The organism is Streptomyces sp. NPDC018031 (assembly GCF_044327625.1).
Classification (GTDB): domain Bacteria; phylum Actinomycetota; class Actinomycetes; order Streptomycetales; family Streptomycetaceae; genus Streptomyces.
The window spans coordinates 87,012-113,819 of record NZ_JBIRFT010000005.1; the positions used below are offsets into that span (position 1 = coordinate 87,012).

Annotated in this window: 25 protein-coding genes and 1 pseudogene; 19 read left to right on the top strand and 7 right to left on the bottom strand. The window is 73.9% G+C overall.

The window, feature by feature from the left end:
* Positions 1-15: 15 nt before the first annotated feature.
* A complete protein-coding gene (locus ACH4B3_RS14965) occupies positions 16-837 on the top strand; it encodes an SGNH/GDSL hydrolase family protein (protein ID WP_398463245.1) in 822 nt (273 codons plus the stop codon).
* Between the two features lie 203 nt (positions 838-1,040).
* Positions 1,041-1,304: a hypothetical protein gene (locus ACH4B3_RS14970; RefSeq protein WP_398463246.1), complete on the top strand. Its 264-nt coding sequence runs from the start codon at positions 1,041-1,043 to the stop codon at positions 1,302-1,304.
* Between the two features lie 254 nt (positions 1,305-1,558).
* On the opposite strand, the gene ACH4B3_RS14975 is transcribed toward ACH4B3_RS14970, so the two are convergent.
* The 3 genes from ACH4B3_RS14975 to hmgA form a co-directional block, all read right to left on the bottom strand.
* On the bottom strand, positions 1,559-2,863 hold the full coding sequence (locus ACH4B3_RS14975) for a type ISP restriction/modification enzyme (RefSeq protein WP_398463247.1): 1,305 nt from the start codon (positions 2,861-2,863) through the stop codon (positions 1,559-1,561).
* A gap of 130 nt (positions 2,864-2,993) precedes the next feature.
* Positions 2,994-3,743 carry a GntR family transcriptional regulator gene (locus ACH4B3_RS14980; protein ID WP_398463248.1) on the bottom strand — a complete coding sequence of 250 codons (750 nt, stop codon included), beginning with the start codon at positions 3,741-3,743 and terminating at the stop codon, positions 2,994-2,996.
* Positions 3,744-3,762: 19 nt separating this feature from the next.
* Entirely contained in the window at positions 3,763-5,112 is a 1,350-nt protein-coding gene (hmgA, locus tag ACH4B3_RS14985) for a homogentisate 1,2-dioxygenase (RefSeq protein WP_398463249.1), read from the bottom strand.
* Positions 5,113-5,208: 96 nt separating this feature from the next.
* On the opposite strand from hmgA, the gene ACH4B3_RS14990 reads away from it, so the two are divergent.
* The 7 genes from ACH4B3_RS14990 to ACH4B3_RS15020 all read left to right on the top strand — a co-directional run bounded on the left by ACH4B3_RS14990 (position 5,209) and on the right by ACH4B3_RS15020 (position 14,495).
* Positions 5,209-5,850 carry a TetR/AcrR family transcriptional regulator gene (locus tag ACH4B3_RS14990; RefSeq protein WP_398463250.1) on the top strand — a complete coding sequence of 214 codons (642 nt, stop codon included), beginning with the start codon at positions 5,209-5,211 and terminating at the stop codon, positions 5,848-5,850.
* 190 nt (positions 5,851-6,040) lie between these two features.
* Complete coding sequence (locus ACH4B3_RS14995) at positions 6,041-8,269, top strand: molybdopterin oxidoreductase family protein (protein ID WP_398463251.1); 2,229 nt, start codon at positions 6,041-6,043, stop codon at positions 8,267-8,269.
* Between the two features lie 135 nt (positions 8,270-8,404).
* Complete coding sequence (locus ACH4B3_RS15000; protein ID WP_398463252.1) at positions 8,405-9,832, top strand: CitMHS family transporter; 1,428 nt, start codon at positions 8,405-8,407, stop codon at positions 9,830-9,832.
* A gap of 307 nt (positions 9,833-10,139) precedes the next feature.
* Positions 10,140-11,021 carry a hypothetical protein gene (locus ACH4B3_RS15005; RefSeq protein ID WP_398463253.1) on the top strand — a complete coding sequence of 294 codons (882 nt, stop codon included), beginning with the start codon at positions 10,140-10,142 and terminating at the stop codon, positions 11,019-11,021.
* A 52-nt stretch (positions 11,022-11,073) separates the two neighbouring features.
* A complete protein-coding gene (locus tag ACH4B3_RS15010) occupies positions 11,074-11,655 on the top strand; it encodes a class F sortase (RefSeq protein ID WP_398463254.1) in 582 nt (193 codons plus the stop codon).
* Between the two features lie 86 nt (positions 11,656-11,741).
* On the top strand, positions 11,742-13,172 hold the full coding sequence (locus tag ACH4B3_RS15015; protein ID WP_398463539.1) for an aldehyde dehydrogenase family protein: 1,431 nt from the start codon (positions 11,742-11,744) through the stop codon (positions 13,170-13,172).
* Between the two features lie 225 nt (positions 13,173-13,397).
* A complete protein-coding gene (locus ACH4B3_RS15020) occupies positions 13,398-14,495 on the top strand; it encodes a zinc-binding dehydrogenase (RefSeq protein ID WP_398463255.1) in 1,098 nt (365 codons plus the stop codon).
* Between the two features lie 74 nt (positions 14,496-14,569).
* Here ACH4B3_RS15020 and ACH4B3_RS15025 read toward each other — a convergent pair whose 3' ends face one another.
* Positions 14,570-15,910: a tetratricopeptide repeat protein gene (locus ACH4B3_RS15025; protein WP_398463256.1), complete on the bottom strand. Its 1,341-nt coding sequence runs from the start codon at positions 15,908-15,910 to the stop codon at positions 14,570-14,572.
* Positions 15,911-16,135: 225 nt separating this feature from the next.
* Here ACH4B3_RS15025 and ACH4B3_RS15030 point away from each other — a divergent pair, with 225 nt between their 5' ends.
* The 4 genes from ACH4B3_RS15030 (at position 16,136) to ACH4B3_RS15045 (ending at position 18,322) form a co-directional block, all read left to right on the top strand.
* Complete coding sequence (locus ACH4B3_RS15030; protein WP_398463257.1) at positions 16,136-16,264, top strand: hypothetical protein; 129 nt, start codon at positions 16,136-16,138, stop codon at positions 16,262-16,264.
* Positions 16,245-16,478, top strand: coding sequence for a hypothetical protein (locus tag ACH4B3_RS15035; protein WP_398463258.1), 234 nt, complete (start codon positions 16,245-16,247; stop codon positions 16,476-16,478). Before ACH4B3_RS15030 ends, ACH4B3_RS15035 begins: the two co-directional genes overlap by 20 nt.
* 169 nt (positions 16,479-16,647) lie before the next feature.
* Positions 16,648-17,772: an adenosylhomocysteinase gene (locus tag ACH4B3_RS15040; protein WP_398463259.1), complete on the top strand. Its 1,125-nt coding sequence runs from the start codon at positions 16,648-16,650 to the stop codon at positions 17,770-17,772.
* A 7-nt stretch (positions 17,773-17,779) separates the two neighbouring features.
* Positions 17,780-18,322 (top strand): NUDIX hydrolase, encoded by a 543-nt coding sequence (locus ACH4B3_RS15045; protein ID WP_398463260.1) that lies wholly within the window; start codon positions 17,780-17,782, stop codon positions 18,320-18,322.
* Positions 18,323-18,447: 125 nt separating this feature from the next.
* Here the strand turns inward: ACH4B3_RS15045 and ACH4B3_RS15050 are convergent, their stop codons facing one another.
* Positions 18,448-19,107 carry a TetR/AcrR family transcriptional regulator gene (locus ACH4B3_RS15050; RefSeq protein WP_398463261.1) on the bottom strand — a complete coding sequence of 220 codons (660 nt, stop codon included), beginning with the start codon at positions 19,105-19,107 and terminating at the stop codon, positions 18,448-18,450.
* A gap of 124 nt (positions 19,108-19,231) precedes the next feature.
* Here ACH4B3_RS15050 and ACH4B3_RS15055 point away from each other — a divergent pair, with 124 nt between their 5' ends.
* A complete protein-coding gene (locus ACH4B3_RS15055; protein WP_398463262.1) occupies positions 19,232-20,383 on the top strand; it encodes an acyl-CoA dehydrogenase family protein in 1,152 nt (383 codons plus the stop codon).
* Between the two features lie 134 nt (positions 20,384-20,517).
* Positions 20,518-21,144: a TetR/AcrR family transcriptional regulator gene (locus ACH4B3_RS15060; protein ID WP_398463263.1), complete on the top strand. Its 627-nt coding sequence runs from the start codon at positions 20,518-20,520 to the stop codon at positions 21,142-21,144.
* A gap of 209 nt (positions 21,145-21,353) precedes the next feature.
* Here the strand turns inward: ACH4B3_RS15060 and ACH4B3_RS15065 are convergent, their stop codons facing one another.
* Positions 21,354-21,815: a MaoC family dehydratase gene (locus ACH4B3_RS15065; protein WP_398463264.1), complete on the bottom strand. Its 462-nt coding sequence runs from the start codon at positions 21,813-21,815 to the stop codon at positions 21,354-21,356.
* 104 nt (positions 21,816-21,919) lie between these two features.
* Here ACH4B3_RS15065 and soxR point away from each other — a divergent pair.
* Positions 21,920-22,477, top strand: a pseudogene (soxR, locus tag ACH4B3_RS15070) (redox-sensitive transcriptional activator SoxR); the annotation flags it as partial.
* 234 nt (positions 22,478-22,711) lie between these two features.
* Here the strand turns inward: soxR and ACH4B3_RS15075 are convergent.
* Positions 22,712-23,323, bottom strand: a complete 612-nt coding sequence (locus tag ACH4B3_RS15075) for a hypothetical protein (RefSeq protein ID WP_398463265.1) — start codon at positions 23,321-23,323, stop codon at positions 22,712-22,714.
* Positions 23,324-23,561: 238 nt separating this feature from the next.
* On the opposite strand from ACH4B3_RS15075, the gene ACH4B3_RS15080 reads away from it, so the two are divergent.
* From ACH4B3_RS15080 to ACH4B3_RS15090, 3 genes are all read left to right on the top strand, one after another.
* Entirely contained in the window at positions 23,562-24,590 is a 1,029-nt protein-coding gene (locus ACH4B3_RS15080) for a LysR family transcriptional regulator (RefSeq protein ID WP_398463266.1), read from the top strand.
* Between the two features lie 131 nt (positions 24,591-24,721).
* Positions 24,722-25,651, top strand: coding sequence for an aminoglycoside phosphotransferase family protein (locus tag ACH4B3_RS15085; RefSeq protein ID WP_398463267.1), 930 nt, complete (start codon positions 24,722-24,724; stop codon positions 25,649-25,651).
* A 238-nt stretch (positions 25,652-25,889) separates the two neighbouring features.
* On the top strand, positions 25,890-26,717 hold the full coding sequence (locus ACH4B3_RS15090) for an SDR family oxidoreductase (RefSeq protein WP_398463268.1): 828 nt from the start codon (positions 25,890-25,892) through the stop codon (positions 26,715-26,717).
* Positions 26,718-26,808 lie beyond the last annotated feature (91 nt).

Genomic DNA, 26,808 nt, shown 5'->3' on the forward strand with positions numbered 1-26,808 from the left:
GCTCATGGAGGTTCGATGAAACTGCCCCGCATCATGCCCCGGCTCGCCGGCATCGCCAGTTCCCTCATCCTCGGATCCGTCCTCGCCCTCTCCGGGGCCGGAGCGGCGCACGCCTCCGAGTCCGCGGCCGGCCCCGCCTACGTCGCGCTCGGTGACTCCTACTCCTCCGGGGTGGGAGCCGGCAGCTACGACAGCGGCAGCGGCGACTGCAAGCGCAGCACCAAGGCGTTCCCCGCGCTGTGGGCGGCCGCCAACGCGCCTTCCTCGTTCAGCTTCACCGCCTGCTCGGGCGCCAAGACCGGCGATGTGCTCGCCAACCAGCTGGGCCCGCTCAACACCGGCACCGGACTGGTCAGCCTCAGCATCGGCGGCAACGACGCCGGGTTCGCCGACGTCATGACCACCTGTGTGCTCAGCTCCGACAGCGGCTGTCTGGACCGCATCAACCAGGCCCGCAGCTACGTCACCAACACCCTTCCCGGCAAGCTCAACAGCACTTATGACACCATCCGTTCCAAGGCGCCCAACGCCCGTGTCGTGGTGCTCGGCTACCCGCGCTTCTACAAGCTCGGCGGCGGCTGTGCGGCCGGGCTGAGCGAGACCAAGCGGGCCGCGATCAACGACGCCTCCGCGCTGCTCAACTCGGTGATCGCCAAGCAGGTGGCCGACAACGGCTTCGCCTACGCGGACGTCACCGGGACGTTCAGCGGGCACGAGATCTGCTCCAGCAGCCCCTGGTTGCACAGCGTCAACTGGCTGAACATCGGAGAGTCGTACCACCCGACCGCCTCCGGCCAGTCCGGTGGCTACCTCCCGGCGTTCCGTTCCGCCGCCTGAACCCACCGCCACCAGCACGGATGAACCACAGGAGGCCCCGTCCGTCGGCACCGGGGCCTCCTCGCGGGCGCGTGCCCCGTCGGAACATGTGTCAACACCCTTGACGGAGAGGTGAATCCACAGCCTGGGATGCGCGGGTGACGACTCGGGGAGGTAGGGTTACTCTGCCCGGGGCGGGTGCCCTCGTACGGGTGGGGAGTGTCATGGAGCAGATAACGGTTCGGAGCAGGCCACGAGTGCCTGCCATCAACTGCGGGAGCGGTGCGTCCAGTGCGCGCCTCGACCGCCATCTCGCGGTGCTGGGCGGCCCTGCCGTCCCCCGGCGTGAGGCGGAGGGGGCGACCGTGCTGATGCGCGAGCTCACCGCACGCGATCACCAGCGCACCAGGGAGAGCCGCAGCGCCAGGGTGTCGCTGTTCGCCCCGCTGCGGCGGCTGAGGCGTTCCCTGTTCGGCAACCGCGGCTGAGCCTCCGGGCTCATCCGCAGCACGTTCGATTCATCGATCATCCCGGGCACAGGGGAAGCCGGCCCCGCTCCAGCCGGTCGTTCCGTGCTGTCCGCCCGGGATGAGTCGTGTCCGCGCCCTTCCCGGCGGCGGTGCCCGGCCCGGCCGTCCGGAGTGAGCCGTCCCCGCCCGGGATGATCCGTCCCCGCGTCCCGCGAACCCCCCCGCACGGTGCCACGCCCGGTCGTCCCCGCCGGACGCCCGGCCCCGTGCCCTCACAGCAGCGCGAACTGGCCGCCGGGCCCTTCCTCCGGGTGGTCCAGCACCGACGCCGGCCGCCGTGCCGCCGCGGTGACCGGCAGCACCCCCGCCGCGCGCAGCTCCGCCGTGGCGACGAGCGGCCCGCGGGCCGTCCGCTCGGCCAGCTCCCGCCGCTCCGGTTCCGCTTCGGCCAGCAGCGTCAGCACCGTGACCAGCTCCAGCAGCTCGGAGGTCCACTCCTGCGGCCAGACGGCCGGGCGGACCGCCTCCAGGGTGCCGGGGTCCGCCGGGCGCACCCGGCGTTCGAACCAGGTCTCCAGCACCGGGGCCCCGTCCGCGTGGAACTCCCAGGCGGCGGGGGCCACCGGCGAGATCCGGCCCGGGCCGACCCCCAGCACCTGCTCCCGCGGGTCGTACGCCAGATCGCCGGGCTCCGGCCGGGGCGGCAGGGCGGCCCGTACGTACGGCCGCCGGCCGCCCGGCAGCCGCGGCCGGTCCGCGGCGCGCGCGCCACGGGTCATCAGCCACACCAGGCGCCGCCCCAGCCGGACGCCCCGCTCCCAGACCTCCCGGTCCGCGGTGAGCGGGACCGCGCAGCCCCGGCCGGCCGGGGCGGGCCGGGCGGCGGCGCAGATCCAGGCGAGGACGTCGCCGGCGCCGACCGGCTCGCCCAGCCGGTGCCCCAGGTGCGCGGTCAGCCCGGCCGCCAGATTGGGTTCCCGGCCGCCGGGCCTGCGGTAGAGCGGCCGGACGGCGCCGGGCCGGCCGGCGGGGGAGTGGCCGTCGGGCAGCAGCGCGGAGACGGTGAGGGCGGGGCCGGCGGGTCCGCCGCGCGGCTCGGTCACGAACAGCTGGCGGTCGTCCGCGATCCGCCACAGCTCCGGCCGGGCCGCGTCCAGCAGCCGGTGATCCGGGATCAGCCAGCCCTGGTCGAACGGTCCGTGCGCGATCCGCACCGGTGCCGGGCAGCGGCCGGACTCCTGTGCCAGCGGGCCGGTGGAGGTGGCCTGACCGGGCAGCTGGGCGACCGCGCTGTGCAGGGTGCGGGCCCGGGTCGGCCGGAACAGCGCGGCCCGGTCCGCGGGGCCGGCGGCCGCGACCAGCCGGTCCCAGCGCCGGGTGAGCGACGCCGCGTCGGGGGCCAGCACCCAGCCCCGGCCCAGCCGCAGCGGCGCCACCGCCCAGGGCATCAGGTCCGCGAGCGCCGGTGCGCCGACCGGGGGCGGCGTGCCGCCCGGCGCCGCGGCGGGCGTCCCGGCGGCGTCCGTCCCCGCCCCGCCGGCCCGCGCGGTCGGCTCGTCGGCCTCTGTCGCCGTCATCCGGCCGCCCTCCCCGGCACGCTGTACTGGCCGCCGGCATCGTATCGGGCGCCGCCCCGGCCGGCCCGCGACGGCGGTGCGCCCGGACGGCCGCCGGACCCCGCCCGGGGCGGGTGGGGGTGTCCCGGGGTCAGTGGGCGTCCACCGTCACGGTGAAGGAGAACCGGTCCCCGCGGTACCGGATCCGGGCCACGTCCACCACCCGCCCGCCCTCGTCGTAGGTCACGCCCGTGTAGTGCAGGATCGGGCTGAGCAGCGGGACGTCCAGCAGCCGGGCCGTCTCCGGGTCGGCGAGCCGGGCCTCCACGGTGTCGGTGATCCGGCTGATCCGCACGCCCACCACGTCGCGCAGCACCTTGGTCATCGGCCAGCGCGCCAGGTCGGCCACGTCGATGCGGTCCGCGAGTTCGGGCCGCACGTGGTTCTCCGCCCAGTTGGTGGGCTCGCCGGTGCGCTCGTCGGAGCGCAGCCGGCGGTAGGCCACGGCCTCCTCCAGCCCGGGGAAGTGCTCGGCCAGTTCGGCCGGGACGGGCACCGGGCCGTGCCCCAGCACCTCGGTGCGCTCCCCGGACTGCTGGGCGACGATGGCGTCCACCGAGCCCAGCAGCCGGACCGGCGCCCCGCGCCGCGCACTGGGCTCGATGAACGTGCCGCGCCGCCGGTGCCGGCTGATCAGCCCCTCCGTCTCCAGCTCCTTCAGCGCCTGCCGCATGGTGAGCACACTGACCCCGTAGTGCTCCGCCAGCCGGTCCTCGGTCGGCAGCCGCAGCGGCTCGTGCGGGCGACGGCCCAGTATCGAGGCGCGCAGCGACTGCGAGACCTGGTACCACAGCGGCAGTTTGCGGTTCAGGGCGAGTGAGTCGGGGGCGAAGGTGGTCACGGGGGGCCTCCGGTCACGGTCAGGGTCGGAAATGGCGCTCCAGACCCTGCCATACGTCGTCGTAACGTGCCTGGAGATGGTCCGCTTCGGCTGCCTGCCTAGTGAGCGTGACCGGCCAGCGGGTCTCGAACATGAAGGCCAGTCCGTCGTCGATCTTCTGGGGCCGCAGCTCCGCCGCACTGGCCCGGTCGAAGGTGTCCCGGTCCGGGCCGTGCGCGGACATCATGTTGTGCAGCGAGCCGCCGCCCGGCACGAATCCGCCCTTGCCGGCCGTCTTGGCGTCGTAGGCGCCCTCGATGAGGCCCATGTACTCGCTCATCACGTTGCGGTGGAAGTACGGCGGCCGGAAGGTGTCCTCGCCGACCAGCCAGCGCGGGGCGAAGACCACGAAGTCCACGCCGGCCAGCCCCGGGGTGTCCGAGGGCGAGGTCAGCACGGTGAAGATGGACGGGTCCGGGTGGTCGTAGCTGATGGACCCGATGACGTTGAAGCGGTGCAGGTCGTACACGTACGGGACGTAGTTCCCGTGCCAGGCCACCACGTCCAGCGGGGAGTGGTCGTAGGTGGCGGACCACAGGTTGCCGCAGAACTTGTTGACCACCTCCACCGGGCCCTCGACGTCCTCGTAGGCGGCCACCGGGGCGAGGAAGTCCCGCGGGTTGGCCAGGCCGTTGGCGCCGATCGGCCCGAGGTCGGGCAGGACGAACGGCTGGCCGTAGTTCTCGCAGACGTAGCCGCGCACGACCGGGTCCAGCAGCTCCACCCGGAAGCGCACGCCGCGCGGGATCAGCGCCACCTGGCCGGGAGCCACCGAGAGCAGCCCGAACTCGGTGCGCAGCAGCAGTCCGCCGAGCTCCGGCACGATCAGCAGCTCGCCGTCGGCGTCGCTGAACACCCGGTCGGTCATCGAGGTGTCGGCGGCGTACAGGTGGATGGCCATGCCGGTGCGCTGGGTGGCGTCCCCGTTGCCGCCGAGGGTCCACAGCCCGGCGAGGAAGTCGGTGCCCTCGGCGGGCTCCGGGAGCGGGTCCCAGCGCAGCCGGTTCGGGTCCGGTACGGCGCCCTCCGCGCCGCCGAACGGGGCGCCGTCCAGCCCGCCGTTGCCGATCCGGGCGAACGGCGGGTGCGCGGCCGAGGGGCGGATGCGGTACAGCCACGAGCGGCGGTTGGCGCGGCGCGGCTCGGTGAAGGCGCTGCCGCTCAGCTGCTCGGCGTACAGCCCCAGCGGAGCCCGCTGGGGCGAGTTCCGGCCGACCGGCAGCGCGCCGGGAACGGCCTCGCTGCTGTGCTCGTTGCCGAACCCGGAGAGGTACTCCAGACCTCCCGCGGTCTTCCTGGCCTGCTCGTTCCCGGTGCCCGTGCCGCTCATCGCGTACTCCCGCCGCTCCAACGATTCCTATGGAAGACCATAGGAATAGAGTGGGCGCGCGTCAACGATGCGATCCGGACCAGGCAGGATGGAGGGGTGTCCACATCGAACCTCCGCCGCGTGCCGGTGCAACGGCGCAGCGCCGAACGCCTGGGCAGGATCCTCGACGCCTGCGCCGAACTCCTCGACGAGACCGGATACGAGGAGCTGAGCACCCGCGCCGTGGCCGAACGCGCGGGAGTCCCCATCGGCTCCGTCTACCGCTTCTTCGACAACAAGCGGGCCATGGCCGAGGCGCTGGCCCGCCGCAACCTGGACGAGTACGTGGCCCGGATCGAGGCCCGGCTCGGCGCTCCGGACGACGCCCTCGCCCGGGGCGAGTGGCGCCCGGTCATCGACGTGGTGATCGACGAGTACCTGGCCATGAAGCGCGGCGCGCCGGGCTTCGGGCTGGTCGAGTTCGGCATGCCGGTGCCCGCCACCGCGCCCGCGGACCAGCCCAACCACCTGGTCGCCGGCCGGCTGTACGACCTGCTGGCGGTGCGGCTGGGGCTGGACGGCGGCCCGGCGGGCGACGGCCCCCGGCCCGGGCGGCCGCGGGTGGCGATGCTGGTCGCCGTGGAGGCCGCGGACGCCCTGCTGAAGCTGGCCTTCCGGACCGACCCGGCCGGCGACCCGGTGATCGTCGCGGAGACCAAGGAGATGCTCCGCGGCTATCTCGCCGCGGTCCTCGACTGACGGTGCGGCCGGCGCCGCCCCGCCGACCGGGCCGGCCGGCGGCGCGCCGGCACCGGCCCGGGAGTCGGGCGCGCCCCCGGGAGCCGGGCGCGCCCCCGGAAGCCGGGGGCGGTCACCGGTTCCGCGTCGCCATACCGGGCGGTATGGTCGGGCTGATCGCGTGCCACGCCACCGTCCCCGGGAGGGACCGATGAGCCGTACCGCCCTGCGCGTCTGCCCGCTCTGCGAGGCCACCTGCGGGCTGGCCGTGACGATCGAGGGCGACCGGGTCACCGGTGCCCGCGGCGACCGCGACGACGTCTTCAGCCGGGGCTACATCTGCCCCAAGGGCGCCGCGTTCGGGGCCCTGGACAGCGACCCGGACCGGCTGCGCGCCCCCCTGGTGCGGCGGGCCGGGCGGCTCGTCGAAGCCGGCTGGGACGAGGCGTTCGCCGCCGTCCAGCGGGGCCTGCGCGAAGTGCTGGACGGACACGGGCCGCAGGCCACCGCGGTGATGCTCGGCAACCCGATGGTGCACACCGTGGCCGGCGGCCTCTACCCTGGTCCGCTGATCGGCGCGCTGGGCACCCGCAACGTCTTCACCGCCAGCACCCTGGACCAGATGCCCAAGCACGTCTCCAGCGGCCTGCTCTACGGCGACGCCAACGCGCTGCCGGTGCCCGACCTGGACCGCACCGACCACCTGCTGGTCATCGGCGCCAACCCGGTGGAGTCCGGCGGCAGCCTGTGCACCGCGCCGGACTTCCCCGGCCGGCTCAAGGCGCTGCGCCGCCGCGGCGGCCGGCTCACCGTGGTCGACCCGCGCCGCACCCGCACCGCCCGGCTGGCCGACCGGCACGTGCCGGTGCGGCCCGGCTCGGACGCCCTGCTGCTCTTCGCCATGGTCCAGGTGCTCTTCGCCGAGGACCTGGTCGACCTCGGCGACGCCGGCGGCCACGTCAGCGGCGTGGCCGGGGTCCGGCGGCTCGCCGCCGACTTCACCCCGGAGGCGGTGGCCGCGGCCTGCGACGTGCCGGCCGAGGACATCCGCACCCTGGCCCGGGAGCTGGCCGCGGCCCCCCGCGCCGCGGTGTACGGGCGGATCGGCAGCTGCACGGTGGAGTTCGGCACCCTCACCAGCTGGCTGGTGGACGTCCTGAACGTGCTCACCGGAAACCTCGACCGGCCCGGCGGCATCATGTTCCCGCTGTCCGCCACGGCCCGCCCCGAGCGCCCGGCCGGCCCCGGCAGGGGCTTCACGACCGGGCGGTGGCACAGCCGGGTCAGCGGCCACCCCGAGACCAAGTCCGAACTGCCCGCGGTCGCGCTCGCCGAGGAGATCGAGACCCCCGGCGAAGGGCGGATCAGGGCGCTGGTGGTGGCCGCGGCCAATCCGGTGCTCTCCGCGCCGGACGGCGACCGGCTGGACCGGGCCCTGTCCGGCCTGGACTTCATGGTGAGCGTCGACCCGTACCTCAACGAGACCGCACGCCACGCCCAGGTGGTGCTGCCCCCGCCGCCGCCCGCGCAGAGCCCGCACTACGACTTCGCCTTCAACGCCCTCGCGGTCCGCAACCAGGTCCGCTACAGCCCCCCGGCGGTGCCGCTCGCCGCGGGCGCGATCAGCGAGGCGGAGATCTTCGCCCGGCTGGTGCTCTGCGCCCAGGGCATGGACGGGGCCGACCCCGGCGCCGTCGACGAGCACGTCATCGCCGGGACGCTGGGCAAGGCGGTCGGCGACCCGCTCTCACCGGTGCACGGCCGCGACCCCGCCGAGCTGCGCGCGCTGCTCACCGGTGGCACCGGGGCCGAACGCCGCCTGGACCTGATGCTGCGGCTGGGGCCGTACGGTGACGGCTTCGGCGCCGACCCCGACGGGCTCGGCCTGCGGCGGCTGCTGGCCCGCCCGCACGGCATCGACCTCGGCCCGCTGCGGCCCCGGCTCCCCGCGCTGCTGCGCACCCGGAGCGGCACGGTCGAACTGTGCCCGGCCGCCATCGCGGCCGACGTGCCCCGGCTGCGCCGGGCCCTCGCGGCACCGGCCGCCCCCGGCCCGGTGCTCATCGGCCGCCGCCACCTGCGCTCCAACAACTCGTGGATGCACAACGTCCCGGCGCTGGTCGGCGGCAGCAACCGGTGCACCCTCCAGGTGCACCCGCAGGACGCGGCCCGGCTGGGCCTGACCGACGGCGGCCGGGCCCGGGTCACCAGCGACGGGGGCGCGCTCGAGGTGCCGGTGGAGGTCACCGACACGGTGCGGGCCGGGGTGGTGAGCCTCCCGCACGGCTGGGGGCACGACCGGCCCGGCACCCGGACCGCGGTGGCCGCCGCCGACCCCGGGGTCAACGTCAACCAGCTGCTGGACGGCACCCGGATCGACCCGCTGTCCGGCACCGCGGTCCTGGGCGGATACCCCGTCCAGCTCACCCCTCTTCCGTGACGACCATCCTGAGCTGGGGTTTTGCGCTTATTGCTCACGCGTCAAGTCCTTGCTGACGGAAAGTCGCGGCCCCTAACGTCACCTCGACCGCCACCCGGCGGCACCGAATCCACGGGGTGAACGTGAGGTGAGCGCATGCTGACAGTCCTCGGATTCGTCATGATCGCCACATTCCTTGTGCTGATCATGATGAAGAAGATGTCCCCGCTGGCGGCGCTGGTGATCGTCCCCGCGCTGTTCTGCGTGTTCGTCGGGAAGGGCGCCCACCTCGGGACGTATGTCCTCGACGGCATCGGGAGCCTCGCGCCCACCGCCGCGATGCTGATGTTCGCGATCATCTACTTCGGAGTCATGATCGACGTCGGGCTCTTCGACCCGATCGTCCGGGGCATCCTGCGGTTCTGCAAGGCGGACCCGATGCGCATCGTGGTCGGTACCGCGGTGCTCGCCGCGATCGTCTCGCTGGACGGCGACGGCTCCACCACGTTCATGATCACGGTGTCCGCGATGTACCCGCTCTACCGCCGGCTGAAGATGAGCCTGGTGGTGATGACCGGGGTGGCGGCGATGGCGAACGGGGTGATGAACACCCTGCCGTGGGGCGGCCCCACCGCCCGCGCGGCCACCGCGCTCAAGGTCGACGCGGGCGACGTCTTCGTCCCCATGATCCCGGCGCTCGCGGCCGGCCTGGTCTTCGTCTTCTTCCTCGCCTATGTGCTCGGCGTCCGGGAGCGGCGCCGGCTGGGCCTGCTCGCCCTGGACGACCGGTCGGCGCGGGAGGGCGAACTGCTGGTCGCCGCCGGTGGCGGTGGCGCGCCGGCCACCGCGCGGGCCGCGGGTCCGGCGGCCGGCTCCGGCGCCACCGGCGCTCCGACCGACGGGACCGACGGGGCTGATGGGGCCGACGGGGCTGATGGCGACTCCCCGGCGCTGGACCCGGGCCGGCCGACCCTGCGGCCGCGGCTGTACTGGTTCAACGCCGCGCTCACCGTGGCCCTGCTCACCCTGATGATCATGGAGGTGCTGCCCATCCCGGTGCTCTTCCTGCTCGGCGCGGCGGTCGCGCTCACCGTCAACTTCCCGCACATGCCGGACCAGAAGGCGCGGATCGCCGCCCACGCGGAGAACGTCGTCAACGTCTCCGGCATGGTCTTCGCCGCGGCCGTCTTCACCGGCGTGCTCACCGGCACCGGCATGGTCGACCACATGGCGCGCTGGCTCGTCGACGGCGTGCCCGACGGGCTCGGCCCGCACATGGCGCTGGTCACCGGCGTGCTCAGCATCCCGCTGACCTACTTCATGTCCAACGACGGGTTCTACTTCGGCATCGTGCCGATCCTGGCCGAGGCCGGAGCCGCGCACGGCGTCGACCCGCTGGAGATCGCGCGGGCCTCCCTGGTCGGCCAGGCCCTCCACATGTCCAGCCCGCTGGTGCCCGCCGTCTACGTCCTCACCGGCATGGCGAAGGTGGAGTTCGGCGACCACACCCGGTTCACCGTGAAGTGGGCGGCGCTCACCTCGCTGGTGGTCCTCGGCGCCGGGCTGCTGTTCGGCATCGTCTGACCGCCCGGGCCCGGCGGCGCCCGCCGAGGGACGCGCGGAGGCCGGCGCGCGGGAGGCGGACGGGCGGAGCCGACGGCGCCGGGCACCTCCGGGGCGATCCACGTCCCGGGCTCCGACGCCCCGGCCCCTCCGCCCGGACCGCCGCGGTCTCCCTCCGGCGCACCCCCGCACTGAATCGAATATGGGCTGATTGAGGGATAATCAGCTCTTTGGAACGGTTTTGCCGGGAGCTGCTCCGATCGCCGTGTCAGGTTGTCAGGTGACTGCACCGCATGTACGACACCCCCACGGGCTTGAAGGAGCACGCGTGTCCACCTCACCAACCCCCGCCGTCCCCGGCGCCCGTCCGGGCGCGTCCGCCCTCGCCGTACTCGCCTGTACCGGCGCCGCCCTGTTCGCCGCCGCCCCGGGCGCCGCGGCGGCACCGGGCGACGGCGGCGACGTCAAGGTCCGCAGCGCCGGAGCCCCCATCGCGGGCCAGCGCGACGACTCCCGGGTCTGCGAGTTCTACCTGCTCGGAAAGAACTTCGACTCGATCCAGGAGCTCACCTATTCGATCCTCCCGCTGGGGGTGAACGTCGAGGTCGGCGGCCTGTCCGGCGGCATCAGCCTGGCCGGCGGCCTGGGCCGCACCGAACGGCTGACCCTGCCCGACGGCGAGTACCGGCTCACCTGGAACCGCGAGGGCACGGACGGTGTGGGCAAGCAGAAGGTGTTCCGCGTCGACTGCGGGGCCAAGAACGCCGCCTCGGCGAGCCCGGCGGCCGGAAGCCCCGGCACCCAGGGCACCCAGAGCACTCAGGCGGACCCCGGCGGCTCGGGCGAGGAGGACGTGGTCGAGCCGGAGTCGGTCGAGGAGGACGAGGTCCTGGAAGAGGACGGGACCCTGGCGGCGGACGGCTCCGACTCCTTCCCCGGGGCCGACGGGCCGGACTCCAGCGGCACCGACCGGGCCTCCGGCACCGAGGGCAGGTCCGGCGCCCAGGCCGGCGCCCCGGCCGAGGCGCACACCGACACCGGGGCCCCGCTGCGCGGCCCGGTCGGCGCCGGCGGCGGCGGCACCGCGGACGACGGGTCGGACGGCCCGGGAGCAGCCGCGATCACCGGAACCCTCGCCGCGGGTGTCGCCGGCGTCGCCGGGCTCTACCTGGTCCGCCGGGCCCGCCGCCGTACCCATGGCGCGGCCTGACCGACGGCCCGCGCCGCGCTCGCCGGGCCGCGTCTGCCGTCTGCTGCTGACGGTGGGCGCGGCCCTGGCGCTCGCCGCCGGCGGCTGGTCGCTCTACCGTGCCGTGGACCACGTGCCGGCCGCCGACCCGCGGCCGGTCGCCCCGGCCCACCCGCCGCTGCCGCACTCGCCCGCGACCGCGATCGCCATCCCCGCCCTCGCCCTGGAGGCGCCGGTCACCGGCCTCGGCCTGGACGGGCACGGACGCCTGCGGACCCCGCCGGTGGACGAGGCGAGGCTGGCCGGCTGGTACCGCGGCGGCCCCGCCCCCGGCGAGCGGGGGACCGCGGTGATCGTCGGGCACCGGGACACCCGGACCGGTCCCGCGGTCTTCCTCAACCTGGACGACCTGCGCCGCGGCGACCTGATCGAAGTGGCGCGCGAGGACCGGCGCACCGCCGTCTTCACCGTCGACGCGGTGCGCACCTTCGACAAGGCGGACTTCCCCGACGCCCGCGTGTACGGCGCCCGGGGACGCTCCGAACTGCGGCTGCTCACCTGCGGCGGGGACTTCGACCACCGCAGCGGCTACGCTGCCAACATCGTGGTCTTCGCCCACCTCACCGAGGCCCGGCCGACCGCCGGGGTGACGTGATCGAGGGCACTCCACGCCCCCTGGCCACCCAAAACTACCGGCGCTAGTTTGGCCTGGTGACCAAGCTGCCGCGCGGGAGGGTGACCATGGGCGTCCACGACGGGCTGTACGACCGTATGTACATCGACGGCCGGTGGCGGCCGGCCCTGGGCGACGACACGATCGAGGTGCTCAACCCGGCCGACGAGCAGGTCGTCGGCCGGGTCCCGGCCGGCACCGCCGAGGACGTGGACGCCGCGGTCCGCGCGGCCCGGGCCGCCTTCCCCGGCTGGGCCGCCACCCCGCCCGCCGAGCGCGCCGCCCGGCTCGCCGCGCTCCGGGACGAACTGGCCGCCCGGCGGGAGGACATCGCCGCCACCATCACCGCCGAGCTCGGTGCCCCGATCTCCTTCGCGCAGGGCGTCCAGTCCGGCGCGCCCATCACGGTGGCCGGCTCGTACGCCGAACTCGCCGCCCGGCACTCCTTCGAGGAGCGGATCGGCAACTCCACCGTGCTGCACGAGCCGGTGGGCGTGGTGGGCGCCATCACCCCCTGGAACTACCCGCTGCACCAGATCGTCGCCAAGGTCGCCCCGGCGCTCGCGGCCGGCTGCACCGTGGTGGTCAAGCCCGCCGAGGACACCCCCCTGGTGGCCCAGCTCTTCGCCGAGGCGGTGCACGCCGTGGGCCTCCCGGCCGGAGTGTTCAACCTGGTCACCGGGGTCGGCCCGGTGGCCGGTCAGGCGCTGGCCGAGCACCCGGACGTGGACCTGGTGTCCTTCACCGGCTCCACCGAGGTCGGCAGGCGGATCGGCGCCGTCGCCGGCGGCGGCATCAAGCGCCTCGCCCTGGAACTGGGCGGCAAGTCCGCGAACGTGATCCTGCCCGACGCCGACCTGGGCCGCGCGGTCGGCGTCGGGATCGCCAACGTCTTCGCCAACTCCGGCCAGACCTGCAGCGCCTGGACCCGGATGCTGGTCCCCGCCGACCGCTACGCGGAGGCGGTGGAGCTCGCCGTCGCGGCCGCCGCCAAGTACGTCCCCGGCGACCCGCTGGACCCCGCCACCCGACTGGGCCCGCTGGTGAGCGCCAAGCAACTGGACCGGGTGCGCGGATACATCGAGCGCGGGGTGGCGGAGGGGGCGCGGATCGTCGTGGGCGGCACGGACCCCGTCGAGGGCCTGGAGCGCGGCCACTACGTGCGGCCGACCGTCTTCGCCGACGTCACCCCCGACATGACCATCGCCCAGGAGGAGATCTTCGGGCCGGTGCTCGCCGTGTTGCCCTACGCCGACGAGGACGACGCCGTGCGCATCGCCAACGGCACCGTGTACGGCCTGTCCGGCGCGGTCTGGTCCGCCGACGAGGCGACCGCGGCCGCCTTCGCCCGGCGCCTGCACACCGGGCAGGTCGACATCAACGGCGGACGCTTCAACCCGCTGGCGCCGTTCGGCGGCTACAAGCAGTCCGGGCTGGGCCGCGAACTCGGCGTGCACGGCCTCGCGGAGTACCTGCAGACCAAGTCGCTGCAGTTCTGAGCGGCGCGGCCCCGGTCCGGCGCGGCGCTCGCCACCGGGCCGGGACGCCCGCCGGGCGCACCACGGTGACCACCGCCGCCGCCGGCGGGTCCGTCAACCCGGCGGGCCCCCATCCGTCCCGCCCGCTCGTCCTCCCGGTCCGTCCGTCCCGTGCCCGCTCCGGGCGCCGGCGCCGGCCCGCCCGCGCCCCGTCGTCCCGTCCGTCCGCTCCGCCCGAGGAGACCCATGGTCCGCGCCGCCGTCCTGACCGCCGTCAACGCCCCGCTCCGGATCACCGAGATCGACCTGCCGGCCCCCGGGCCCGGCCAGGTGCGGATCCGGCTCGCCGCCGCGGGGGTGTGCCACTCCGACCTGTCGCTGTCCAACGGCACCCTGCGGCAGCCCGCCCCGGCCGTCCTCGGCCACGAGGGGGCCGGCACCGTCGTCGCGGTGGGCGAGGGCGTCCGTACCGTGGCGCCCGGTGACCCGGTCGTCCTCAACTGGGCGCCGGCCTGCGGTGACTGCCACTTCTGCGGTCTCGACGAGCCCTGGCTGTGCGCCGACGCGGCGACCGCCGCCGACATCCCGTACGCCACCCTCGCCGCCGACGGCACCGCGCTCTACCCGGGCCTGGGCACCGCGGTGTTCGCCGAGGAGACCGTCGTCCCGGAGCGGGCCGTGCTGCCGCTGCCGCCGGGGGTGCCGCTGACCGACGCCGCACTGCTCGGCTGCGCGGTCCTCACCGGCTACGGGGCGGTCCACCACTCGGCGCGGGTCCGGGCGGGCGAGTCGGTCGCCGTCTTCGGGGTGGGCGGCGTGGGCCTGGCCGTCCTCCAGTCGGCGCGGCTCGCGGGCGCCGCCACGATCGTCGCGGTGGACGTCTCACCCGCCAAGGAGGAACTGGCACGGGCGGCCGGGGCGACCGAGTTCGTGGTGGCCGGCGCGGACGCCGGCAAGGAGGTGCCCAAGCGGATCCGCCGGCTGACCGGGGGACACGGGGCGGACGTCGCGGTGGAGTGCGTGGGCCGCGCCGACACCATCCGCACCGCCTGGTCGGCCACCCGCCGGGGCGGCCGCACCACCGTCGTCGGCATCGGCGGCAAGGACCATCAGGTGTCGTTCTCGGCGCTGGAGCTGTTCTACTTCGGCCGGACGCTGTCCGGCTGCGTCTACGGGAACAGCGACCCGGCCCGGGACCTGCCGGTGATCGCCGAGCACGTCCGCGCCGGACGGCTCGACCTGGGCGCGATGGTGACCGAGCGGATCGGGCTCGAGGGCATCCCGGCCGCGTTCGAGGCGATGCTCGCCGGCCGCGGCGGGCGGGCCCTGGTGGTCTTCGGGTAGCGGCCGAGGGATCGCCCTCGGGCGATGCTGCCACCGCACATGGACCTGATCCCGAGCAACGTGGCCGCGGCGGCTCAGGCTGGTTTGCGGGCTTTCAGCGCGCGCTCGTACACATCCCGGGCGATCGGGTTCGAGCGGTAAGGGCGAAGGAGTGCGGGGATGGTCGCCACGTGCTGGTCCACTCGCCCTGAGTGGATGGCCGGGTAATCATCCAGGATCTTGTTCCATTTGTGGCATGCGGCTTCCAGATGGCCCAGCTCCAGCTGTCGTTCTGCCAGCATGGCGCCGAAGCGGATTTCCGAGCGGCGGGAGTCGCTGGAGTCACGCAAAGGGAAATGAGCCTGCAACGATGCAACACTCCCTTTCGCATCCCCCAGGGCATACCTCACTTCTGATGTCGCGTAGGCAAGTGTCGCCGAAGTGAAGCCACCGAACGTTCCGAACTGGCTTTCAGCCTGATTTACTGCTCGCTCCGCCTCCTTGATGCTGTTGAGTGCGTTCGCGCGTTCGCCGGCCAAGGCATAGGCGTGCGCTTGCTGTCCAGAGAGGAACGCACGCATTCGAGGCGTAGATGCTGGTGATGCTTCGGCGGCAGCGTTCGCCAACCGTACTGCTGGTGCGCCGTGCCCCAGGGTTGCCGCTTGAACGGACATGCCGCGGAGCACATGGCAGTAGGCCATATGATCGCCGCTTGCACCTGCGAGTTCCAGGCTCTTCACGTAATAACGTTGTGCAAGGCCGTGCAGCCCTTCGTCCACCGCCATCCACCCTGTCAAATAACAGAGGAAGGAAGCGGCGGACATCATGCTCTGGCGGATCTCCGCGGACGCGCTGGCTCTCAGGTATGGGGCAACGGTGCTGGCGAGAAATGTCGCAGCCATCGGCCGCGCATATCGGCCACCGAACTCGCCGTCCAAACCTGACAGGCGATCGGTCATCGCGGTGACCGCCTCGACCTCGGCCTGGCCGATCCGCGCATGGGGATTGGCCTTGATGGATTCCATTCGGCCGACGACATCCTGCCATCCGGGGATGGTGAGAGCGACCGAGAACAACCCCGCACCGAGTACCCCGCGACGTGACGCGTCCATGGGCTGCCTTTCGAGGTTCAGTAAGCCGTCAACGGTATCGATACCCGGATCCGCGTTCGACTCGCACTGAGGGGGTGGGAAACCTGCATCGGCGTGGGCGATGGGCCGCCCGAGCCGGCGGGACAGAGCCTCCACGATCAGAACCGGAACGGGCTCCTTCGGGATGGTCCCCCCGAGCCACTGATGAGCGGACGGCTCGCGGTACCGCAGTGGGGACCCGCGTTCGGTCCCGAGGCGGTTCACCGCTTGGACGAACTGCCGCAGCGTCCAGCCGGTCTCGCGGTACAGCCTCACTAACCCTTCGTTCGGCGTACGTGTGCCCACGTGATCCCTCCTGCGGTAGCCGCTTAAAGCTCTTAAAAACCAGGGTTGTTGCAACCGTAGCGCGCTCCGTAGTCACGCGGTTGCCTAGTGCGAGGAAGGATCACCCGCTCAGGGAGGGGCCCATGCGCGGGTTGTAAGGCGGGCAATGGCAGCGGACCGCCCACGCCCCGAGTGCAACGGCGGAAAGAAGACACCGGTCAGATGGTGGCGACAGGAGAGATCGAGGTGGACAACTTACGGCGCCGTGCCTTGTTCGCGGTACGCGTGTTCCGGGCCGGGGCGTTCTGGGTGCTGTGCGTTGCCGTGCTGGTTCTGGTCGTCTGGGGGTTCTGGTATGCCGATCCCTACCGGTGACCCGGGGAACGTCCTCTACGAGGTGCGAAGAGTGACCGCCCGCGAAGTCCGGCGGACGGACCTGCTGAAATGGGAGGGCCAGTTCCGGGAACTCCGGAACATGTTCACCGCGGAGAGCGGCAAGCACTTCATCTTCGCCGACGGCACGTCATGCACCATCGGCGATTACGCCGGAGTCGTCGTCAGGCGTCAGATCACGGCCTCTCGCCGATAACCCATGTGCCCCGCCCCCGGCTCGGCCGGCGACAACCCCAACCCCCCCCGGCCGGGGGCGGCACCAGACCAAGACCACCGCATTCATGCCCCGGTCGGCAGTCGGCAAGAGCGTTCGGCAGCCGACCGGACTCAACGCCATGCCGAACGAACACAAGGAGGGGTGTCCTGTGGAGACCTCAGAACGAGCACGGATGGACGCGTACTTCTCCCGCATTGCCCGGCGATTCACCCCTGCCGAGCCCCCGTCATCGCTGTTGGTGACACACATGCTCCCCGAACGGCCCCTGTTCGTGCACGCCGTGGGGAAGGTGTCGAACCTGCGGGCCGTGCTGCCCAAGCCCCGGTCCGTGCACATTCCCGCGCGCCGCGAGGTTGAGCGGACGTACGTGGTTGACGAGTTGTCCCGCTCGCTGTTCGCGGACGCCGACACCGCCGTGACCTACCTGGAAACCAGGGCGGCCGGTGAGCCGCTCGTGCTGTTGGACGTGGGCGGCTACTTCGCGTCCTCGCTGGATGTGCTGTGTGAACGGTTCTCCGGGAAAGTGCTCGGCGTGGTCGAGGACACCGAGAACGGCCACAAGCGCTACGCCCAGCGGGACAAGCTGCCGTGTCCGGTCGTCTCGGTGGCGCGGAGCCCGCTCAAGGACCCGGAAGACTTTTTGGTCGGCCAGTCAGTGGTGTTCTCCACCGAAGCCCTGTTACGGGAGCGGGGCGACATCCTGCACGGTCGGCCCGCGCTGGTTCTCGGCTTCGGCAAGCTCGGCAGCTCAATCGCTCGTCTGCTGCACGCCAAGGGGGTGCACGTCACGGTGTACGACATCGACCCCGTGCGGCGGACACAAGCACTTTCGCAGGGGTTCAGCGTTGCCCGAGAGCGGGACAACGCGTTGAAGAACGCGGGGCTCGTCCTCTGCGCCACGGGCTCACTGTCCCTGCGGGGCGAGGACTTCCCCGAACTCAAGAACGGGGCCTACGTCGCCACCGTGACCAGCTCGGAGGATGAGTTGGAGTTGGAGGGGTTGCCGAACGGCTACACCAGGCACAGCGCGGGAGAGCACGTCACCCGCTACAGCACGACCGGCCACTACTTCTACTTGCTCAACGGGGGTGAGGCGGTCAACTTCATCCATGGCGCGTCCGTGGGACCGTTCATCTTCCTGGTGCAAGCCGAGATCATTGCGGGCGTGTGCGCTCTCGCACGGGGCGACCTTGACGCCACCATGCATGACATCCCCGCGGCGGACCGAAGCACGATCGCCGCGACGTGGCTCCACTACTACAACAACAGGTGACCGAACCATGCCGATCACACCCGAACACATCCGCGAGATCGTGACCGAGTACAGCGACGCGAACCCGGCGGAGAAAGCCGTTCTGTCCGTCGTCCTGGAGCGGTTGGACCATGGCGACGACCTGACCCGCCGCACCACGTGCCCGCTGCACGTCACGGCCGGGGCCGTGCTGGTCAACGAGAGCGGGGAGGTGCTCTTCATCCGACACAAGGCGCTCGGGAAGTACCTGACTCCGGGCGGCCATCTGGAACCCATGGACGAGAACTTGATGGGTGCCGCGCTCCGCGAACTCACCGAGGAGACGGGCATTCGGGCGAGTATCGCGCCGCTGCTGCCCGACCCCGTTCACATCGACGTGCACGACATTCCCGCGAACGAGGCCAAAGGCGAGCCGGCGCACCAGCATGCGGACGTTCGGTACCTGTTCGCTACCACGGGGCCGGTGGAAGTGAGGTTGCAGGAAGAGGAAGTGAGCGCGTCCGAGTGGCGGAGCCCTGACACCCTCGCGGACGAGACGTTGCGGACCCGGGTCCTCGCTGCCCTCCGATAGACCCTGGCCCAGCGGACGAGACGCCCCGTCCGACACCTCGCCCGCCGGGGGCGGGGGCGCCGGCGGCCCGGGGCCCGGGACCGCCGCGGGCGGCCGCCGCGTCCGGCTCCGCGGGTCCGCCCCGGTCAGCCGCCGTCCGGGGCCGGACGGCGGCCGGTCACCCGCGCGAACTGCAGCTCCAGCCCGTCCAGCAGGGCGGTCAGCCCGGTCTCGAACGCCCCCTGGTCCACCTGCTGCTGGTGCTCGGCGAGCAGGTGGGCCTGGCCCAGGTGCGGGTAGTCGCCCGGGTCGTAGGCCGTCGCGTCGTCGACGAAGCCGCGCGCGAACGAGGCGAGCGCCGAACCGGCGACGAAGTAACGCATCAGGGCGCCGATCCGGGTGGCGTGTGCGGGCGGCCAGCCCGCGTCGACCATGCCGCCGAAGACCGCGTCGGCCATCCGCAGGCCGGCCGGGCGGCGGCCGGGGCCCTGGGCGAGGAACGGCACGATGTGCGGGTGATCGGAGAGCGCCGCGCGGTAGGAGCGGGCCCAGGCCAGCAGCGCCGGGCGCCAGTCCGTGCCGTCGCCGAACATCGACACGTCGACCTGGGCCACCACGGTGTCCGCGACCGCGTCGAGGATCTCGTCCTTGGTGGTGAAGTGGTTGTACAGGGAGGGGCCGCTGACGCCGAGTTCGGCGGCCAGCCGGCGGGTGGACACCGCCTGGAGCCCCTCCGCGTCCACGAGGGCCAGGGCTGTGCCGACGATGCGCTCCCGGCTGAGCAGGGGCTTGCGGGGACGTGCCATGCGCCACATCGTAGAGGCTTCCCCCCTAAAACTAGCGCTGCTAATTTAAGGGGCGGCGCGACCGGCGGCAGCCGGTCCGGCAGGACGTCCCGCGCGGCGGACCCGACTCCAGGAAGGTGCTCCCATGGATCTCGCGCTCACCGAGGAGCAGACCGCGGTCCGCGGACTCGCCCGGGACTTCGTCGCCCGCGAGGTCACCCCGCACGCCGCCGACTGGGACCGCGCCGAGAGCGTGGACCGGGGCATCGTCGCGAGACTGGGCGCCCTGGGCTTCCTCGGGCTGACCGTCCCCGAGGAGTACGGCGGCTCCGGCGGCGACCACCTGTCCTATGTGCTCGTCACCGAGGAACTGGGCCGCGGCGACTCCTCGGTCCGCGGCATCCTCTCCGTCTCGCTCGGCCTGGTGGCCAAGTCGATCGCCGCCTGGGGCAGCGAGGAGCAGAAGCGGGAGTGGCTGCCCCGGCTGTGCTCCGGCGAGGCGTTGGGCTGCTTCGGGCTGACCGAGCCCGGCACCGGGTCGGACGCGGCCGGCCTGACCACCCGCGCGGTCCCGGACGGGGACGACTACCTGATCACCGGCAGCAAGATGTTCATCACCAACGGCACCTGGGCGGACGTGGTGCTGCTCTTCGCCCGCACCGGCGAGGCACCCGGGCACCGCGGGATCAGCGCCTTCCTGGTGCCCGCCGACGCCCCCGGCCTGGAGCGCCGCCCGGTCCACGGCAAGCTGGGCCTGCGCGGCCAGGCCACCGCCGAGCTGGTGCTGGACGCCGTCCGGGTCCCCGCGACGGCGATGGTCGCCCCGGCGGGCAAGGGCTTCTCGGTCGCCATGTCCGCGCTGGCCAAGGGGCGGATGTCGGTGGCCGCCGGCTGCGTGGGCATCGCGCAGGCGTGCCTGGACGCCGCGGTGGCCTACGCCGGGGAGCGGGAGCAGTTCGGGAAGACCATCGCGCACCACCAGCTCGTCCAGGAACTGATCTCCGACATCGCCGTCGACGTGGCCGCGGCCCGGCTGCTGACCTGGCAGGTCGCCGACCTCATCGACCGCGGGGAGCCCTTCGCCACCGAGTCCTCGGTCGCCAAGCTCTTCGCCGGCGAGGCCGCGGTGCGCTGTGCCAACAACGCCCTCCAGGTCTTCGGCGGCTACGGGTACATCGACGAGTACCCGGTGGGCAAGCTGCTCCGGGACGCCCGGGTGATGACGCTCTACGAGGGCACCAGCCAGATCCACAAGCTGCTGATCGGGCGCGCGCTCACCGGCGTCTCGGCGTTCTGAGGCGCCGGGGCCCGGGGGAGCGGTCCGGCCGCCGGGGCGGCGCGGGGCCCGGCGCGGGCGGGGCTCGCGAGGCCGACGGAACGGCCCGCCTCGACGTCTAAGCGCTTGCTCACGCTCCGTGTAGGGTGTCCGCCATGAGTGCGGAGGCGAACAAGAGCGACAACACCGGGTCGTGGGCCGACATCAGCCCGGACGCCGCCCGGCGGCTGGTGATCGCCGCTGTCCAGGCCTTCGCCGAGCGCGGATACCACGCGACCACCACCCGGGACATCGCGGGCCGCGCCGGTATGAGCCCCGCCGCGCTCTACATCCACTACAAGACCAAGGAAGAGCTGCTCTTCCAGATCAGCGGGGTCGGCCACCGGCTCGCCCTGGGCATCGTCCGGGACGCGGCGAACGGCGGCGGCACCCCGGCCGAGCGGCTGGCGGCGGTGGTCCGCTCGTTCGTCCGCTGGCACGCCGAGCACCACACCACCGCGCGGGTGGTCCAGTACGAGCTGGGAGCGCTCAGCGAGGAGCACTACACCGAGATCGCGGCCAGGCGGCGCGAGATCGACGCGGCGGTCCGGGCCATCATCGAGGACGGCGTCCGCTCCGGCGGCTTTGACGTCCCGGACGTCCCCGGCACCACCCTCGCGGTGCTGTCCCTGTGTATCGACGTGGCCCGCTGGTTCAGCCCGGAAGGCCGCCGCACCCCCGACCAGGTCGGCGACATGTACGCCGACCTGGTGCTCCGCATGGTGGGCGCGGCCGGGGCCTGAGCCGGACCGGGGGCCGCGCCGCCGGCGGGGCACCCGGTCCGCGTGGCGGCCGTCGGTCGCGGGTGGCCCGGCCGCCCTTCGCGGCCGAGCGGCGGGTTCTCCGCGGCCGCCACGTCGTGGCGCCGTTCCGCCCGCGGGCCGCGGTGCCGAGCGGCCGACGGGGCGGGGCGTCCGCCGCGAGGGCTCCACCCGGAACCGGAAGGTGCCGCTCAGAAGGTGAAGCGGCTCACCGACTCCGCCACGCACACCGGCTTCTCGCCGCCCTCGCGCTCCACCGTCACCCCGGTCGCCAGCTGCACACCGCCCTTGACCTCGGTGACCTCGGTGATCTGGGCGGTGGCGCGCAGCCGCGAGCCGACCGGCACCGGGGCGGGGAACCGGACCTTGTTGACGCCGTAGTTGACGCCCATCCGCACCCCCTCGACCCGGATCAGCTGCGGGGTGAACAGCGGCAGCAGGGAGAGTGTCAGATAGCCGTGTGCGATGGTCGCGCCGAAGGGTCCGTCGGCCGCCCGTACCGGGTCCACGTGGATCCACTGGTGGTCCCCGGTGGCCTCGGCGAACAGGTCGATCCGCCGCTGGTCGACGTCGAGCCAGTCGGTGGGGCCGAGCTCCCGGCCGACGGCGGCCCGCAGGTCGTCGAGCGAGTGGAAGATCGTGGGCTCTGCCATCTAATGCCTCCCGGGGCTGGATTACCAAGCGCTTGCTCAGCATGCTTTCGCGGTGCCCCGCTGTCAACGCCGGGCCCGGTCGCGCTTCGCGTAGGGTGACCTCCGTGCCGCAGATCCCGCTCCGCATCAAGGAACTGACCGTCGGACAGCTCTCCGCGCGCAGCGGGGCAGCCGTCTCCGCGCTGCGCTTCTACGAGGCCAAGGGGCTGATCAGCAGCCGCCGGACGGCCGGGAACCAGCGCCGCTACAGCCGTGACGCGCTACGCAGGGTCACCTTCATCCGTACCGCCCAGCGGGTGGGCATCCCGCTGGCCACGGTCCGGGAGGCGCTCGCCTCGCTGCCCGAGGAGCGCACCCCCACCCGCGAGGACTGGACCCGCCTGTCGGAACTGTGGCGCGAGGACCTGGACGAGCGCATAGCGCAGCTCGCCGAGCTGCGGGACCGGCTGTCCGACTGCATCGGCTGCGGCTGCCTGTCGCTGGACCGGTGCGCGCTGTCCAACCCCTACGACCGGCTCGGAGCCGACGGGCCCGGCGCCCGACGCCTGCGGGTGGACGGCGGCGCGGGCGCCTGGGCGGACCAGACGGGAGCGGCCACCGGGGGCCACCCGGCCGCCGGCCCGGCCCCGGCCCACCCGGAACCGGCGCCGTGCGGCACCGACTGCCCGGATGACCCGGCCCCGGCCCACCCGGAACCGGCGCCGTGCGGCACCGACTGCCCGGATGACCCGGCCCCGGCCCTCCCGGAACCGGCGCTGTGCGGCACCGACTGCCCGGAAGAAGGGTACTGAGACCGCGGCCGGCCACCGGCGCACCGCGTTCCCAGGCCCGCACCGGAGCCCGGCACCCGGTGACGAACACCGCGCCGCGGCGGCCGGCCGGCGGCCCCGGCCGGGTCAGGCGGCCGCGAACCGGTGCTGGTACGGCGAGCGCCGGGCGGCGCCCAGCGCCCGCGGAGTGAGCAGCGGGACCGGCACCACGATGCCGCAGCCGGTGCACACCGGACCCGCCCCCGGGCGGTGATCCAGGTCCTCCCGCCAGACCAGGTGCTCCTCGGCGCAGACCGGGCAGCCGCCGCCCGGCCCCGACTCCATCGCCCGGATCATGCGGCGCAGCACGGCCGCCAGCCGGGCGTGCGGGTGGGTCGTGGGACTCCCGCAAGGGACGATGTCGCACCCGCCCCAGGTACGCAGATGCCACTCCTCGACGGCGCTGGGCTGCCGGATGCCCAGCTGCTTCTCCTGCCGGCGGCGCTCGGCGAACTCGGCTTCGTAGCCGAGCCACACGTCCCGCGCCTCCTCCAGCTCCTCCAGCGCCCGGATCAGCCGGGCCGGGTCCGGGGCCCGGTCCTCCGGGGCGATCCCGGCCCGGGCGCACAGATGGTGCCAGGTCGCCCGATGGCCGTAGGGTGCGAACCTTTCCAGGCATTTACGCAGTGAGGTGCGCCGTCCGGCGATGTGTCTGTGCGGATTGCGCACCTCTCGCGCGAGCGCTCTGAAACCGGCCACTGCATCCCACCTCCGCTGGTGCGGACTCGAATCCTTGCCGGTTGGACGTACCGGAACGCGAAATGGATCCCGGGCAATTCCGGGCCGGGGGAATTCCGGCCGGGGCCGGGCGGCCGCCGGGCCGCGCGCCGGCGGGTCCCCGGGCGCCAACGCGCCTCGTCCCGGGAGCGTTTGACCCGCCGCGCCGGGGCCTACCAAGATGACCGGAATGCAGGCCGCCGAAGGAGACCGCCCGTCCGTGTCCGGCCGGATCCCCCCGGAGCTGCTGGAGACCACCATGGACCAGCTGCGCACCCTGCTCGCGGTCCGGGAGGCCGGCACCGCGCGGGAGGCCGCGCGGCTGCTGGGCCGCGGCCAGGCCAGCGTGCAGAAGCAGCTCGACACCATGAACCGCAACCTGGGCGCGGTCTGCGGCGAGCCGCTGGTCCTCCGGCGCGGCCGCGGCGAGCGGGTGCACTTCACCGCCACCGGTGCCGCGCTCGCCGAGCTGGCCCGGTCCACCCTGGCCGGGTGGACCGGGGAACTGGACGGCCGCCGCGGCCCGGACGCCCGGCTGGCCGTCGGCTCCACCCGCTACACCCTGGGCTATCTGCTCGACGCGGTGCGGCGGGTGGCCGGCCCGTTCCAGGACTCCGGGGTGCGGCTGACCGTCGCTCATGTGCGCACCGCCGAACTGCTGGCCAGGCTGGACGACAGGGAACTCGACCTGGTCTGCGGCAGCACCCTCACCACCGGCGGGCCCGACGACCGGCTGGCCGGCTACGACGTCCTGGAATGGCGGCGCAGCGGGCTGTCCCTGCTGACCAACCTCCCGCCGGAGCGGCTGCCCGGCACCACGGTGCCCGCCCACGCGTTGCCCGGACTCCCGCTCGCCGTCGCCGGCAGCGGTCTGATCCCGGCCTTCCTGCGGGGCTGGTTCGGCGGCCGCTACCGGGAGGAGCTGTGGATCGCCGCCGAGATCGACACCCTTCCGTACGGACTGGAACTGCTGACCTCCGGGGTGCTGCACGGCTGCCTGCCGGTCACCCGCGGGATAGCGGAGGCGGTCGCGGCGGGCCGGATGGGCGGCCCGGCCGCCCGCGGGCTGCGGGCGCTGGCGGTGGCAGACGGCCCCGGCCCCGGACTCCAGGTGCTGGCCGGCGCGTTCGTCCGGCGCGGGGAACTCGCCGGGTACGGCGCCGGACGGCCGCTGGACCTGCTCTGGAGCGGACTGCTGCGCGAGCACGCCCGGCACCGCGCCGGCCGGCTCCCGGCCCGCCGGAGCTGATCCGCAACGGCTAGGCTGGGCACATGCTTTGACCCCTGCCCGCGGCCCGGGCACCCCCGCCGGCTCCTTCGTCCGCCGTCCCTGCGACTCCCGTCCGCGGAGTCGCGGAACCCCACGAAGGAGACCTTTCCATGACCACGTCGCATCCCATCGACGTGCCGGACGCGTTCGCCGCGTCCTACGGCGCCGGCGACGACCGGGCGCGCGCCTGGGTCGCCGGGCTGCCCCGCCTCGGCGGCGACTTCCTCGACCGCTGGGACCTGCGCCCCGACGGTCCGGCCGCGCACGGTATGGCCTCGCTCGTGCTGCCCGTGCTCCGGGCCGACGGCGCGCCGGCCGTCCTCAAGCTCCAGCAGCCCCGGGAGGAGACCGCCGGCGTCGCCGCCGGCCTGCGGGCGTGGCGCGGCGAGGGCATCGTGCGGCTGCTCGACCACGACGAGGAGTCCGGCACCCAGCTGCTGGAGCGGCTGGACGCGAGCCGGTCGCTGTCCTCGGTGGCCGACGACCGCACCGCCATGCGCATCCTGGCCGGACTGATGGCCCGGCTGACCTCGGTGCCCGCGCCCGCGGGCCTGCGGCGGCTGTCCGACGTCGCGGCCGGCCTGGTCCACCAGGCCCCCGGGGCCGCGCCGGCCCTGCGCGACCCCGCCGAGCGGCGGCTGGTGCGCGTCTGCGCGTCCGCGGTGGCCGAACTGCTCGGCGAACCCGGCGACCGGCTGCTCCACTGGGACCTGCACTACGACAACGTCCTCGCCGGGGAGCGGGAGCCCTGGCTGGCCATCGACCCCGAACCGCTGGCCGGCGACCCCGGGTTCGAGCTGCTGCCGGCCCTGGACAACCGGTGGGACGAGGTGGTGGCGACGGGCGACGTGGAACGCGCCGTACTCCGCCGCTTCGACCTGCTGACCGAAGCCCTCGGACTGGACCGGCGGCGGGCCACCGGCTGGACCCTCGGCCGGGTGCTGCAGAACGCGCTGTGGGACGTCGAGGACGGCAGGACCGCCCTGGAGCCGGCCCAGGTCGCCATCGCCGAGGCCCTGCTGCGCCGGGCCGGCGGGTAAGCCGGCCGGGCGGCGATCCGCCCGGCTGCTGGTCGCGGCGCGCCCGGTCACCCCGGTGGCCGGGCGCGCCGCGGTGTCCGCGCGGGGGTGGCCGCAGGCGCCTCCCGACCCCGGTGTCCCGCTGTGCGCCGCGGTGCCCGCGCGAGGGGTGGTCGGATACATACCGACCGGTTAGTCTGCCCCTGGCCACCGGGTGACCGGGGCCGGCGGAGACCCGGCTGAGAGGGAGATGCGGCAGATGGAGACGGTGCGCGGCGCGCGGGTAGTGGTCACCGGGGCGGGCGGCGGCATCGGAGCGGCCCTCGCCCGCCGCTTCGCGGAAGAGGGCGCCCGGGTGGTGGTGAACGATCTGGACGCCGCCAAGGCCGCCCGGGTGGCCGGCGAGATCGGCGGTACCGCCGTCCCCGGGGACGCCTCCGACGTGGTGCCGCGGGCCCGCGAGGCGCTCGGCGGCACCATCGACGTCTACTGCGCCAACGCCGGTGTCGCCCCGGTCGGCGGGCCCGAGGCCGCCGAACAGGTCTGGGCCGACGCCTGGGACGTCAACGTGATGGCGCACGTCCGGGCCGCGCGCGAGCTGCTGCCCGACTGGCTCGAACGCGGTGACGGCCGCTTCGTCGCCACCGTCTCCGCGGCCGGCCTGCTCACCATGGTCGGCTCCGCGCCCTACAGCGTGTCCAAGCACGCGGCGCTGGCGTTCGCCGAGTGGCTGGCCGCGACCTACCGGCACCGGGGCGTGAAGGTGCACGCGGTCTGCCCGCAGGGGGTCCGCACCGACATGCTGCGGGCCACCGGCCCCACCGGCGAGGTGGTCCTCGCGCCGACCGCGATCGAGCCGGAGGCCGTCGCCGCGGCGGTCTTCGCCGGCATGGCCGCGGACCGCTTCCTCATCCTTCCGCACCCGGAGGTGGGGGACTACTACGCGGCCCGCGCCACCGACACCGACCGCTGGCTGGGGAGCATGAACCACATCCAGCGGAAGGTGGAGGAGCGGCTCGCGGCGGAGACCGGGGACCGGGCCGGCGGGGCCGCCCCGGAGCGCCCCCGCCGCGCCGGCGCGTCCTGACCGGCGGCAGACCGCCGCGCCGTCCACCCCGCCGCGCCCGGCCCGGGGCGCGGCCCGTACCGTGGCGCACCGATCCGCAGACAGGGGCCGC